The sequence below is a fragment of the Streptomyces sp. NPDC031379 genome (assembly GCF_055569615.1).
Window position 1 is genome coordinate 23,870 of the sequence record NZ_JBVIIT010000014.1, and the last position, 12,830, is coordinate 36,699.

Annotated in this window: 13 protein-coding genes; 2 read left to right on the top strand and 11 right to left on the bottom strand. The window is 75.0% G+C overall.

The window, feature by feature from the left end:
• Positions 1 to 28: 28 nt before the first annotated feature.
• From ACZ5CW_RS20985 to ACZ5CW_RS21015, 7 genes are all read right to left on the bottom strand, one after another.
• Positions 29 to 1,687 carry an alpha/beta hydrolase gene (locus tag ACZ5CW_RS20985; protein ID WP_468603448.1) on the bottom strand — a complete coding sequence of 553 codons (1,659 nt, stop codon included), beginning with the start codon at positions 1,685 to 1,687 and terminating at the stop codon, positions 29 to 31.
• A 149-nt stretch (positions 1,688 to 1,836) separates the two neighbouring features.
• Positions 1,837 to 2,637, bottom strand: a complete 801-nt coding sequence (locus ACZ5CW_RS20990; protein WP_468603450.1) for a TIGR04222 domain-containing membrane protein — start codon at positions 2,635 to 2,637, stop codon at positions 1,837 to 1,839.
• A gap of 97 nt (positions 2,638 to 2,734) precedes the next feature.
• On the bottom strand, positions 2,735 to 3,505 hold the full coding sequence (locus tag ACZ5CW_RS20995) for a DUF4142 domain-containing protein (RefSeq protein WP_468603452.1): 771 nt from the start codon (positions 3,503 to 3,505) through the stop codon (positions 2,735 to 2,737).
• Positions 3,506 to 3,750: 245 nt separating this feature from the next.
• Entirely contained in the window at positions 3,751 to 5,130 is a 1,380-nt protein-coding gene (locus tag ACZ5CW_RS21000) for an MbnB/TglH/ChrH family RiPP precursor modification enzyme (RefSeq protein WP_468603454.1), read from the bottom strand.
• A gap of 239 nt (positions 5,131 to 5,369) precedes the next feature.
• Positions 5,370 to 5,981, bottom strand: a complete 612-nt coding sequence (locus ACZ5CW_RS21005; protein ID WP_468603456.1) for a TIGR03086 family metal-binding protein — start codon at positions 5,979 to 5,981, stop codon at positions 5,370 to 5,372.
• 75 nt (positions 5,982 to 6,056) lie between these two features.
• The gene (locus ACZ5CW_RS21010; RefSeq protein WP_468603458.1) at positions 6,057 to 6,695 is read right to left on the bottom strand and encodes a TetR/AcrR family transcriptional regulator; all 639 of its coding nucleotides are present in this window, start codon (positions 6,693 to 6,695) and stop codon (positions 6,057 to 6,059) included.
• Positions 6,696 to 6,705: 10 nt separating this feature from the next.
• The gene (locus ACZ5CW_RS21015) at positions 6,706 to 7,419 is read right to left on the bottom strand and encodes an aminoacyl-tRNA hydrolase (RefSeq protein ID WP_468603460.1); all 714 of its coding nucleotides are present in this window, start codon (positions 7,417 to 7,419) and stop codon (positions 6,706 to 6,708) included.
• A 196-nt stretch (positions 7,420 to 7,615) separates the two neighbouring features.
• Between ACZ5CW_RS21015 and ACZ5CW_RS21020 the strand changes: the two genes are divergently transcribed.
• Together ACZ5CW_RS21020 and ACZ5CW_RS21025 are read left to right on the top strand one after the other, a co-directional pair.
• Entirely contained in the window at positions 7,616 to 8,479 is an 864-nt protein-coding gene (locus ACZ5CW_RS21020) for an ABC transporter ATP-binding protein (RefSeq protein WP_468603462.1), read from the top strand.
• Complete coding sequence (locus ACZ5CW_RS21025) at positions 8,476 to 9,147, top strand: ABC transporter (protein ID WP_468603464.1); 672 nt, start codon at positions 8,476 to 8,478, stop codon at positions 9,145 to 9,147. Before ACZ5CW_RS21020 ends, ACZ5CW_RS21025 begins: the two co-directional genes overlap by 4 nt.
• Here ACZ5CW_RS21025 and ACZ5CW_RS21030 read toward each other — a convergent pair.
• The 4 genes from ACZ5CW_RS21030 to ACZ5CW_RS21045 all read right to left on the bottom strand — a co-directional run bounded on the left by ACZ5CW_RS21030 (position 9,139) and on the right by ACZ5CW_RS21045 (position 12,690).
• Positions 9,139 to 9,321: a hypothetical protein gene (locus ACZ5CW_RS21030; protein WP_468603466.1), complete on the bottom strand. Its 183-nt coding sequence runs from the start codon at positions 9,319 to 9,321 to the stop codon at positions 9,139 to 9,141. The genes ACZ5CW_RS21025 and ACZ5CW_RS21030 overlap by 9 nt on opposite strands.
• 17 nt (positions 9,322 to 9,338) lie before the next feature.
• On the bottom strand, positions 9,339 to 10,187 hold the full coding sequence (locus tag ACZ5CW_RS21035) for a polysaccharide deacetylase family protein (RefSeq protein ID WP_468603468.1): 849 nt from the start codon (positions 10,185 to 10,187) through the stop codon (positions 9,339 to 9,341).
• Positions 10,188 to 10,250: 63 nt separating this feature from the next.
• Positions 10,251 to 11,804 carry an FAD-dependent oxidoreductase gene (locus ACZ5CW_RS21040; RefSeq protein ID WP_468603470.1) on the bottom strand — a complete coding sequence of 518 codons (1,554 nt, stop codon included), beginning with the start codon at positions 11,802 to 11,804 and terminating at the stop codon, positions 10,251 to 10,253.
• Between the two features lie 28 nt (positions 11,805 to 11,832).
• Positions 11,833 to 12,690 carry a PPK2 family polyphosphate kinase gene (locus tag ACZ5CW_RS21045; RefSeq protein WP_468603472.1) on the bottom strand — a complete coding sequence of 286 codons (858 nt, stop codon included), beginning with the start codon at positions 12,688 to 12,690 and terminating at the stop codon, positions 11,833 to 11,835.
• Positions 12,691 to 12,830 lie beyond the last annotated feature (140 nt).

Here is a 12,830-nt window from a genome sequence, read left to right on the forward strand (position 1 = left end):
AGGGGCGCGGGGCACCCCGGCGGAGCGCCTAGCGCCGGTCGGCCTTGCCCTTGAGGGCGTCCCGCTGAGGCACCGTGCCGGCCCGGCCGCCGACGGCGGCCGGCTCCTGGCGCGGCGCGCACGACGCGCGTCGCGCCGGGAGGCGGCCCTCCAGCAGATAGGCCTCGAAGTACGCGTTGACGCACCTGTTGGGGCCGCCGGCGATGCCGTGCGTGCCCGCGTCCCGCTCGGTCACCAGCACCGAGCCGGCCAGTCGCCGGTTCATCTCCACCGAGCCCGCGTACGGCGCGGCCGCGTCCCGCTCGGCCGCCAGGATCAGCACCGGCGGCAGTTCGCCCGGCCCGGTCCGCACGTCCAGCGGCCGCTGCCGCGGCGCCGGCCAGTAGGCGCACGGCAGGTTCATCCACGCGTTGTCCCAGGTCTCGAAGGGCGCCACCCGGGCCAGTCGCGTGTTGTCGCGGTCCCACACCTTCCAGTCCGTCGGCCAGGGCGCGTCGTTGCACTCGACGGCCGTGTACACCGCGCCGGCGTTCTCCGCCTCGGCGGCCTTCCCGGCGCTCGGCGCCGCCAGCCGCGTCAGCGGCTTCGGGTCGCCGTGCAGATAGGCCGACAGGGCCTCGGCCCGGCTCGGCCAGAAGTCGTCGTAGTACCCGGCCGTCAGGAACGCGCTCTGCAGCTGGCCCGGACCGACCTTCCCGCCCGCCGGCTTCCCGGCCAGCCGCTCGCGCGCGGTGTCGTAGCTGCGCTGCACCCTCTGCGGTGTGGCGCCGAGCCGGTAGACGTCGTCGTGACGGGCGATCCAGTCCCGGAAGTCCGCCCAGCGTTCCTCGAAGGCGGCCGACTGGTCGAGGTTGCTGCGGTACCAGATCTTCTCCGGGTCCGGGTTGACGGCGGAGTCCAGCACCATGCGCCGCACGTGCGAGGGGAACATCACCGCGTACAGCGCGCCGAAGTAGGTGCCGTACGACGCCCCCGTGAACGTCAGCCGCTCCTCACCCAGCGCGGCCCGCAGGACGTCCAGGTCGCGGGCGTTGTTGAGGGAGGTGTAGTGGCGCAGCCCGCTGCCCGAGCGCTGGGCGCAGCCACGCGCGTACGCCTTCGCCCGGGCGATGCGCTGCCGCTTGTACGCCTCCGACGGATGCGTCGGTGACGCGGTGGGCGCCTTGAAGAACCGCTTGGGGTCCTCGCAGGACAGCGGTGCCGAGCGGCCCACCCCGCGCGGGGCGTAGCCGACCAGGTCGTAGGCGGCGGCGATCCGCTCCCACCGCGGGACCGTGCCGATCAGCGGGAAGTACATGCTGGAGGCGCCGGGACCGCCCGGGTTGTAGATGAGGGCGCCCTGCCGGGGGATCTTGCGCTTGCTGTTGCGCGGATCCTTGTGGGTGGCCTGGATCCGGCTCACGGTCAGGTGGATCTGCTTGCCGTTCGGGTGGGCGTAGTCCAGCGGGACGGTCACCGTGCCGCACCGCAGACCGCTCGGCGTCTCCGGGACGTCGGCGGCGGAGCACGTACCGAAGTCGATGCCGGCCGTCCGGGCGCGGGCCACGGCCACCGCGGTGCCGCGCAGTTCGGCCGTGCCGGGCACACCGGGCGCCCCGGGCCCGGCGGGCGTGCCGCCGGCCGGCGCGGCGGCCAGCGTCGTCAGGAGCAAGGACCCGGCGGCCGAGTACAGGGCGGCAGCTCTCATCGCGTATCCCTTCGGTGCGCGGCGGCGATGGCACGGCTGCCACGGCCCGGCGACAACAAAAGGGATATTTCGTTCGATCATCGGTGAAGGCAAGCACCGGCGGGCCGGTGTCGGCGCCAATGCCCCCTATGCGCCCCCCGAAGGTGCTCTCATTCCCGCCATGGCTGGTCGCGGTGGGCGAAGGCCGCGCGCAGCTCCGGCTCACCGATCGCGCGGATGCCGCGTACGGCGACGGAGGTGAGGAACGACCGCTCCTCGCCGTCCGGGCCGGGGGTGAGCGAGTCCAGCAGTCGCTGGCCGGCGGGGGAGGCCCAGCGCGAGTACGGGTGCACCTCGAACCGGGCGAGGGCGAGGCAGCTCAGGGACAGGACGAGGGGCAGGGCGAACCACAGCCCGACCAGGAGTCGCGGGGTGCCGGTCTGGACCGGCAGCAGTATCGCGGTCGTGCCCAGCACCACCACGGCCGACGTGGCGGCGCGCACCTGGCGCACGGCGGCCCCCACGGTCGTACCGGCGCCCTCGGGCACCGCGAGGCCCGCGCGCACGAGTCCGTCGGCCAGCCGGCGCACCGCCTCCGCGCCGGCCGCCCGCGCTCGCGCGGGAGCGATCAGGGACTGGCCCTCCGGGCCGATCGCCCCTATGACGGACTGCTCGATCTCGTCATGCCCCCGCGGGTCCACCACCGTGGCCCAGCCGGTGTGTGCGAGCAGCAGCCGCCGCTGCCGGGCCAGGGAGACCAGGGTCACCTCGGCGACCCGGGTCGGGCCGCCGGACAGGAAGGCCGCCTCGTACAGCGTCAGGTGACGGTCCGCCGTCGCGGCATCGGTGTCGTGTGCGGCGTTCGTGGCGCCTGTGTCCACGGTCGCCGCGCGGGCGGCCGCCAGGCACAGCCGGGTACAGGCTGTGCCGGCGAAAGCCCAGGCCAGGAGCAGGAGTAGGACCCAGAACATGACGTGTTTCTATGCCAGTGGCGTAGGAGAAGGCCATGCCCTGTTCACGATCCGGACGGAGTGTTGCCGGTATGTGACGTTCCGTTTTCCGTGCAGGTCAGGTGCTGCTCGGCTGCGGAGGGGGAGCGGTGGTCGCCGGCGGCAGCGAGTAGGTCTCGCCCGGCGAGGGCGTCACCGGGACCACGGCGCTCGGGTCGACCGCCGGCGGGGACGGTACGGGCGTGGCCGAGGCGGCCAGTTCCCGGGACAGCGCGGCGAAGTCGACGTACCCCGTCGCCTCCAGGACCTTGATGTGGTCCAGGACGGTCGCGTTGGCGTCGTCGGCCAGGTCACGGACCAGGGAGTTCTGCGTACCGGCCCGGATCTCGGCGACCAGGGAGAACACCCGGCCGTGCGCCAGCCGCAGGATGCCGGCGAAACGGCGGTCGAAGTCCTGCCCCTGCGCCGACCCCAGGGTGGCCAGCCACTGCTTCTGCTGGTCGTTGGGCTCGTTGGGCAGGGGGACGCCGAGCTGGGTGGCCACGGTCCGTACGTGCGCGTCGAGGGAGGTGTGCCCGTCGACGAGGTGCTGTCCCGCCGCGCGGACGGCGGGCGTGGTGCCCTTCTGCAGCGCCAGCTGGCCGGCGGGCAGCTCCCACAGTCCCGCGAGCCGGACCTTGGTGACGAAGTCCCGGTCCTGCGCGGAGAGGGGGCCGTACGGGGTGGTGACGGTGTGCGCGCTCAGCACGTTCGCACCGGTCGCGTCCTGGCGGTCGGCGTAGGACCAGAGCGGGAAGAGCAGCGCCGCGGTCGTCGCCGCCAGGCCGGTGATGACGAGCCCGGTGCCGCTGAATATGCCTCGGCCCTTGATCGGGGGTCGCGGTCGCATGGTGCCTCCTGTACGGCACCGCACACCAGGGGTGCATGGGGGTGGGTGGGTGCGGCTTGGCATATTACTGCGGGGGCGGAGGCGGTCCGGAACAGCGCGGTCGAGTCGGGGGCCGTCGGTGGGGGTGGGGGTGCGGGTGGGGGTTTGGGATCGGGATGGGGTTCGGGTGCAGGCGCGGCTGCGTGGTGGCTGGTCGCGCGGTTCCCCGTGCCCCTGGGGGGGGGGTGCCGTCGGTGCTCGGCCTCTCACCCCCTCCGCAGCAGTGCCTTCCGTGCCGCTCGAGCCATCCGCGCCGCCGGCCTGTGCGACCTCGGTGCCGGACCCGCTCGGTCCAGCCACCACTCGCGCAGGGCCCTGCGCGCCTCCGCCTCCTCCGGCCGCCCCGCCCTCAGCAGGTGGCCGGCGAAGTCCAGCGCGTCCCGCCGGTATCCACCGGTCATCGGCCGCTCACGCGCGTACTCCAGGAACGCCGGCCGGTACCCCGCCCCCAGAATCACCGGCAGCTCGGGCGCCACCTTCGCCACCACGTCCGCCCGCTTCGCCGCGAGCGCCCGCGCCTGTACCCCCATCCGTACCCGGTCGAACCCCTCCGGCACCGGTGTCCCGGCCACCAGGGCCGACAGCACGGCGGCCTGGGCGACCCCGAGCCGCTCCCGAGCCGTCTGCCGGGTACGGACGCCGCTCACCGGCCGCGACAGGACCGCGACACCCCCGGCCCCGGCAGCCGCACCGCGGCTCCCTCCGCCGACGCCACCCGCAGTCGCCGTACCCACGGCCCGCGACCCGGTACGCGCCCGCCCGCGGCCCTCCCGCACCGCGTCCCGGATCGCGGTCAGCTCGCTCTCCAGCTCCGCGGGTTCGGGGAAGTTCTCGTCCCGCTCCAGCAGGACGCCGGGTGGGGTGACGCGGGAGGCGAGGTCGGTGAGGAGGGCGAGGACCGGGGGCGGGACGGGGTGCGCGTGACTGTCGTGCCAGACGCCGTCCCGCTCGAAGCCGCCCGCGACATGGACGTAGGCGATCGCCTCCAGGGGCAGCGCGGCCAGCGCCTCAGCCGGGTCCTCTCCGCGGTTGACGCGGTTGGTGTGCAGGTTGGCCACATCGATGAGCAGCCGTACCCCGGTCCGCTCGACCAGCTCGGACAGGAACTCCCCTTCGGTCAGCTCCTCACCCGGCCAGGAGAACAGCGCGGCGATGTTCTCCAGGGCCAACGGCACCGGCAGCGCGTCCTGGGCGATCCGGACGTTCTCGCACAGGACCTCCAGCGCGTCCCGGGTGCGCGGCACGGGCAGCAGGTGCCCGGCCTCCAGCGCCGGGGAGGCGGTGAGGGCGCCCCCCGCCCGGACGAACGCGATGTGCTCGGTGACCAGCGGAGCGCCGAGCGCCTCCACCCGCTCGGCGAGCGCCGCCAGCCGGCCCTCGTCGGGGCGGTCCGCACCGCCGAGGCCGAGCGAGACGCCGTGCGGGATCACCGTCACACCGCGCTCGCGCAGCCGGAGCAGCGACTCCGGCAGGTGGCCCGGGCAGACGTTCTCCGCCACCACCTCCACCCAGTCGATGCCCGGCATGCGCTCCACGGCGTCCGCGATCTCCGGCCGCCAGCCGATCCCCGTGCCCAGTCGCCGCATGGCGCTTCCCCCTCCTCGGCCTGGTGCTCGTGCGTCGAGTGACGGGGGTATGGCCCCGGCGGCCGGCCCCGAATCCCCCCGGCGTCGCGTTCAGAGCAACATTTGAGGTTCCGGCCCGCCCGGCCCCCCCGCCCCGGCCCGCCCGGCCCCGCCCGGCCCCCCCGCCCCGGCCCGGCCCGGCCCCGGCCCGGCCCGGCCCCGCCCGGACCGGGCCGTTCCGCGCGTCGGCGCGCGGTCTCTCAGCGCGGTCCGGGCCGCCATCGTTCCGGGGCACGGCCCAGCAGGCGCAGCGCCTCCTCCAGGGGGCCGGATCCGGCGGACACCCGCCGCGCGGGGGCGAAGGCGAACCCCGGGCCGCGGCGGGCGGGGTCGTCCGGCACCCGCCGGGCCACGGCGAGCGCGGCGCCGAGGACGTGCTCCGGCAGTTCCACCCCGACGCCGAGAGCGGCGGCGACGTCCCAGGCGTGCACCACGTAGTCGACGAAGTGGAAGCCGATCGCCCGGCCGCCGGGGAAACTGCCGCCCAGCTCGGGCAGTGCGAACCGCCGTTCCGGCGCGCCCGGTTCGGCGAAGGCGGCGAGTACGGCGGTGGCGGCCGACCGGTGCGCCCGGGCCGGGTCGGCCATGTCCTCCGGCTCCCGCCAGTGCGCCCCGTCCTGCCCCGCGCCGCGCGCCGCCGCCGCGAACCCGAGATGCTGGGCGGTCATATGGGCGACGAGCCGGCGCAGATCCCACCCCGCGCAGGGCGTGTCCCGCGCCCAGTCCGGCTCCTCGGCCAGCTCCACCACCCGTACGGCCTCGTGCACGGCGATCCGGTCCAGCTCGATGATGTCCGCTCCGGTCAGAGTCATGCGCCGAGAATAAAACTGAGCGAACGATCGTGCTGATTTTTTCCAGCGGCCGGTGCCGCTCCCCGGGGTGCGGTGCTACGTGGGACGAGGCGGCCGTGTACCGTCCGCCGCCGCGTCCCGCAGGCGCGCCGCGATGCCCACCCGCGCCCGGCGGTACGCCGTCTCCTCGCCGTGCAGCACGGACAGGGCGTTCGCCGTCTCCAGCAACGCCAGCAGTTCGAAGGCGAGTTGAGGGGCATCCGTGTCGGCGCGCAGCTCCCCGGCCGTACGGGCCTCGTCGATCGTGCGCTCGACATGTGCCGACCAGTCGCGCTGCGCCTGGACCACGGCGTCGTGCACGGGTCCCGTCCGCGCGTCGAACTCCGCCATCGCCCCGTAGAAGAAGCAGCCGCCCGGGAAGACCCGGCCCCGCGAGTACTCCAGCCACAGCTCGCACAGCCGCCACACCCGGCCGATCCCGGCCGGACTCTCGGCGGCGGGACGTGTCACCCGCTCGGTGAAGATGCGCGCCGCCTCCCGCACGGTGGCCAGCTGCAGCTCCTGCTTGGAGCCGAACAGCGCGAACACCCCGCTCTTGCTCAGCTCCAGCTCGGCGGCGAGCCGCCCCACGGTGAGCGCCTCCAGGCCCTCCACCGAGGCGATGTCCACCGTGCGGCGCAGCACCAGCCGGCGCGTGCGGTTGCCCCGCTCGACCCGGCCGTCGACCCGCGTCATGCCCGTCCTCCTAGCGCAGCGCCGGGTGATCGGCGACGACCGTGCAGGAGCCCGGCGCGATCTCCGTGAAGCCGGCGTCCCGTACCAGCGGCAGCCCGCTGCCGGTCAGCCGGCTCCAGTCGGTGGGGCCGGCGGTGCGGACGGAGAGCGGGTAGTCCGCGTCGCGCCAGGCGGTCCGCTCGGCGTCGGACAGTGCCCACCAGGCCAGCTGGGCGCCGTGCCCGGCCTGCGCCATCGCCTTGCCGGCCGACATCTCCAGCTCCGGGTTCAGCCACAGCACGGGCTGGGCGGTGTCGGCCGCGACGGGCGGCTCCGGGTCGTCCAGCTCGGTGCCCGACACCTGGAGCTTCGCCAGGTCCTTGGGCCAGCCGTCCAGCGGGACCGGAGGGAAGACCCGGACCTCCGCGGACTTGCCGGTGACCGTGATGCCGGGCAGCGTCTCGGCGCGCCGCCACTCGGCACCCCGGGCCCGGCGGACGACCTTCCTGATCCGCGCGTCCTCCCAGTTCCGCACGGACTCGGCCCACGCGCCGTCGCCGTGTGCCCGTTCGTCGCCGAGCAGGCGGAGCACGGCCCGGGCGGCCGTCTCCAGTGCGTCGGTACGGGCGGGCGGCGCGCTCCGCTCGATCCGTACGACGAGGGGCAGCACGAACTGCGGGGCCTCGTCGCGGGGAGTGCGCTCGACGTGGAAGGGACTGTCACCGGGGGCTGGAACATGGCTCACGACAGCCCACCCTACGAAGCCGCGGACGCGCCGATCAACGCGCGTGCCCCGCGGAGGGTATTTCCGGCGGCAGCGAGCAACCGGCCGGGCCCGCCGAACCTCTTGAACGACTGAAGACAGATCGACCCAAGACCCAAGACCCAAGAGACGATCCTGCCTGTCCTGTCGGCGGGCTTCGGCGTCCAGAATGGCCCCCATGCACCGTGACCTGCGCCTGACCGCCGTGGGCCGTCGCTACGGTCTCCGTGGCCCCTGGGTGTTACGAGGGATCGACCTCACCCTCGCCCCCGGCACCCTCATCCGTGTGGAGGGAGCGAACGGCACCGGGAAGTCCACCCTGCTCCGGCTCCTGGCCCGCCTCGACGCCCCGACCGAGGGCCGCATCGCCGGCCGGCCCCGCACGGCGTACGTGCCCGAGCGGTTCCCCTCCGCCCTGCCCTTCACGGCCGCCGGCTACCTGACCCACCTCGGCACCGTCCACGGCCTGTCCCGCACCGCCGCCGCCCGGGCCGCGGACACCTGGCTCGAGCGGTTCGGCGCGGGTGCGTACGGCGGCACGCCGATGGCGCGGCTGTCCAAGGGCAGCAGCCAGAAGGTCGCGGTCGCCCAGGCGCTGCTCGGCGACCCTGAGCTTCTGGTCCTGGACGAGGCCTGGACCGGCCTCGACGAGGCCGCGCGGGCCGAGCTGGAGCGGGCGGTGGCGGAGCGGACCACCGCCGGGGGCGCCGTGGTGTTCGTGGACCACGACCCGCGCCGCCTCGCCGGGGCGCCGGACGCGACGTACACCGTGCTCGACGGCGGGCTGCGGCGCCGTACCGGCGGCGGGAGCGCACCGGCCGGCCCGGCCGCCCTCGTCACCGCGCTGGGGCCGCCCGGCGGGCAGCTGCCGCCCGACGCGGCGCGGAGCGCCGCCTCCGTGGAGGAGACCAGCCCCGGCCGCTACCGGATCGCCGTCCCCGCCTCGCACTCCGATGTCCTCCTGCGCGCCCTGCTCACCGCACGCCCGCCCTGGCACGTGGTGAGCGTGGCCCCGCCCTCCGACCCCGGGAACCGTCCATGACCGCGCTCCTGCGCTATCAGGCCGCCCTGCTGCTGCGCTCCCAGCGCTGGCTGCCACCGGTGATCCTGTATGCCGTCTTCCTGGGGATCGGCGTGCAGAGCGGTCAGCCGGTCCTCGACTCGCTCGGCTACACGGCCGCCGGCCTGCTGCCGGTGGCCGCCTGGCTGGTGCGGATCTGTGTCACGGCCGAACCGCCCGCGGCCCGGGCCTGCGTCGCCGCCGCGCGCGGCCCCGCACGGGCGCACCTCGCGTGCCTGCTGACGGCGCTGCTCGCCGCGGTGCTGCTCGGCGTGGCCGCGACCCTGGTGGTGACGCTGATCAGCGATCCGGCGAGCAACGGCCACCGGATCCACGTACCCCCGCTCCGGGCCGCCGCGGCCGGGCTGCCGGCCGCCCTCGCCTGCGCGCTGCTCGGCGCGGCCGTCGGCGCGCTCACCAACCGCCCGCTGCTGCGCTCGACCGGCCGCGCGGTCCCCGCGATGCTGCTGGGCGTACTCCTGTCGGTGGTGCTGGCGGGCTCCCCGGCGCAGGCCGCGATCAGCGGCCTGGTCACGGGTTCGCAGACCGGACGGGCCCCGATGCCGCTGCTGCCGCTGGCCGCGGCCGCCCTGTTCACGGCGGGGGCCTTCGCCCTGGCCGGCCGGCTCAGCGCCCGCCGGTCACCCTGAGCAGGCGGTGCGCTGCGCTTCCTGCCACTCGCAGACCGGGCAGAGCGTGATGCCCTTGTGGGACGCCGGGTACTCCGTCGGCTTCCGGCACAGCACGCACTCCGCGTACGGCGGGCCGTCGGCCCTCGGCGGCTTGGTGGCGTCGATGATGGTGCAGTAATCCTCGTCGCTCATGCCCCCAGCGTAGGTGTTCAGCGGTGGCCACCGGTCTGGCCGATCAGCTCGGAGACCTTCACGAAGCGGTACCCGCGCTCGCGCAGCTCCGGTACGACCGTGCGGACGACCCGTTCGGTCGTCGGGGCGGCGCTGCGGGTGCAGTGCATGACGACCACCGAGCCCGGTTTCACGCCGTCCAGCACCTGCCGGACCACGGCGTCGGCGTCCGTGGCGAACGCGTCCCCGCTGACCACGTCCCACTGCACGGCGGTCACGCCGAGCCCGCTGAGCGCGCGCAGGGCCTGCCGGTCGTAACAGCCGCCGGGGAAGCGGAAGTACGGCAGCGGCTTCGCGACGCCCGCGTCGCGGAGGGAGGCGTACGCCCGTTCGACGTCCGCCCGCATCCCGTCCGCCGCGACGGTCGGCAGGCCGTAGCACTCGTCGGTGAACGCGTAGTGACTGTAGGAGTGGTTGGCGACCTCGAACTGCGGGTCGTGGCCGAGGCTGCGGGCCTCGGCCGGGTACTGGTCGGCCCAGCGGCCGGTCATGAAGATGGTCGCCGGGACCTTCAGTGCGCGCAGGGCGCGGATGAGGTCCGGGTTGTCGAAGTGCTCGCCGGAGGCCGCGCGGGGTCCCTGATCGGCCGTCATGTCGGCGTCGAAGGTCAGCGCGACGGTCTTGCCGAGGCTGCGCGGGCCGTGCTCGAAGACCGGGGTCAGACCTGCCGGACCCGGAGCGAGGACGGGCGGGCGCGGGGCGGACGGGGAGGTGGAGACGCGGGACGTGGCCGGGCGGGAGGTGTCCGTGGGGCCCGCGGTCCCGCAGGCGGCGAGAGCCGCGCCCAGAGCGCAGACGGCGATGATACGGCGTGCAAGTGGGATCACTGTACGAATGTACGGCTATATGCCTATTCGTATGGTGATATGGCACGTGGCGCGGCGGTGCGGTCACCCGCGCGGCGGGCGGTCTCTCCCCGGCCCGTCGAGGTCGCGCGGCTCCAGCGGTTTGACCGCCGGGCCCTGGATCACCTTGCCGTCGACGTCGAAGCGCGAGCCGTGACAGGGGCACTCCCAGGCGCGTTCGGTCCGGTTGAACGCGACCAGGCAGCCGAGGTGGGTGCAGCGGGCCGACACGGCGTGCAGGGCGCCCGCGTCGTCGCGGTGCACGGCGACCCGCTCGCCGCCGGCCCGGACCAGCCCGCCGTCGCCCGGTGCCAGTTCGTCCACCGAGACGGCCGGCTTCAGCCGGTCCCCGACGAAGTGCCGGGCCACCTCCGCCTGCGTCTTCAGCAGCGACGGCGCCTCGCGCACCACCGACTTCAGCCGGCGCGGATCGTACAGCTCGCGCCACGGGCGGTCGCGGCCCGTGATCAGGGCGGTCAGCAGCAGACCGGCCATGATGCCGCCGCTCAGGCCCCAGCCGCCGAAGCCCGTGGCCACATAGGTGTGCCGGGCGCCCGGATGGAAGTGACCGACCAGCGGGACGGTGTCGGTGGACTCGTTGTCCTGCGTGGCCCAGGCGTGGTCCAGGGCAACCCCGGGGAAGTGCGCTTCCGCCCAGGCGGCGAGCCGGTCGAAACCGGCCCGGGGATCGCCCGTCCCGGGCGTGAAGTGCTCCCCGGTCACGACCAGCAGCCGCTGCCCGTCCGCGCCGTACGGCGCGGTGCGCACCGAGCGGGTGTTCTCCTCCGGCGTGATGTACATGCCCTCCGGGTCCGGGCCGTCGCCGAGCGGTCCCGCGACGACCAGTTCCCGGCGCGGGGACAGCCGGGCGAACAGCAGGGCCCGGTCGAAGACCGGATAGTGGGTGGCGATCACGACGTCCCGGGCGGTCACCGTGGCGCCCGCCTCCGTCGTCAGCCGGCACGGCTCGCCCTCCGTCAGGCCGACGACCCGCGTCCCCTCGTACACCTGGCCGCCGAGCGCGATCAGATCGGCGGTGAGCGCCCGCAGATACCTGACGGGATGGAACTGCGCCTGGCCGGTCACCCGGACCGCGCCCGCCACCGGGAACGGCAGCCCGGTCTCCGTCGTGAACGTGGCCGGCAGCCCCGCCTCCCGCGCGGCCTCGGCCTCCGCCCGCACCTCCTGCGCGCGCTCCCGGTCCCGCACGTAGGTGTACGCGTCCCGTGTCTCCCACTCGCAGTCGATGCCCAGCTCGGTCACCAGTGCCGCCGCGTGTTCGACGGCCTCCGACTGCGACCGCGCGTACAGCCGGGCCCCCTCGCGCCCGCGGGTGTGCCGGAGCCGGTCGTAGACGAGGGTGTGCAGGGCGGTCAGCTTGGCGGTGGTGCACCCGGTGACCCCGGCCGCCACCCGTCCGGCCTCCAGCACCGCCACCCGCAGCCCGGCCCGGGCCAGCTCGTGGGCGGTGCTGAGGCCGGCCATCCCCGCGCCGACGACCGCCACGTCGACGCCGAGGTCCCCCGCGAGGGCGGGGTGGGACGGCCCGGGGGCCGTCCGCAGCCAGTAGGAGCCGGTGACCTTCCGCTGCTCGCGCATGCCCGCCGGGTACCCCGCCCGGCATGGCTCACGTCTGCTTCAGCAGCCGCTCCCGGCATTCGGCCACGTCGAAGTCGCCCTTCGGGTACCGAGGGCCGAGGGCCGTCAGCTGCTCCAGCAGCAGCCGGCTGATCGCCCAGTTCCGGTACCACTTGCGGTCCGCCGGGATCAGGTACCAGGGCGCGTGCGGGGCGGCGCAGTGCTCCAGCGCCAGCTCGTACGCCTCCTGGTAGGCGGGCCACAGGGCGCGCTCGTCGATGTCGCCGGGCTCGAACTTCCAGTGCTTGTCGGGGCGGTCCAGGCGGCGCAGCAGACGGCGCTTCTGCTCCTCGTAGGAGATGTGCAGGAAGCACTTGACGAGGGTCACCCCGTCCTCGGCCAGCTCCCGCTCGAAGTCGTTGATCAGGCCGTAGCGGCTGCCGATCTCGGCGGGCCGGGCCAGGTGCCGGACACGGGCGATGAGGACGTCCTCGTAGTGCGAGCGGTCGAAGATGCCGATCTCGCCGGGCTCGGGCAGCGCGCGCCGCACCCGCCACAGGAAGTCGTGCGCGCGCTCCTCCTCGGTGGGTGCCTTGAAGGCCTTGATACGGCAGCCGGACGGGTTGAACTGGCCGATGACGTGCTTGACCGTGCCGCCTTTGCCACTGGTGTCCATGCCCTGCAGCACCAGCAGCACCCGGCGCCGGTCGCCCGCGGTGCCCGCCGCCCACAGCCGCTCCTGGAGCCCGGCCAGGTGCCCGCCCATCCGGGCGGTGTCCGCGAGAGCGGCCGCCTTGCCGCCCGGGGCACCGGGCGTGGCCCGGGCGTCGTACGAGGCCAGAGCGACCCGCTCGCCGAGCGGGAGGCGCAGCACCTCGCGGAGTTCCCTGTCGCTCTTCTTCGCCACGGGCGCCCCTTCTCGTCCGGCCGTCCCTCGATGATGCACCGCGGGCCCGTGCCGGCGCGCGAGGGGGGGGGGGGGGGGGGGAGGGGGGGGGAGGGGGGGGGGGGGGGGGGGGGGGGGGGGGGGGGGGGGGGGGGGGGACG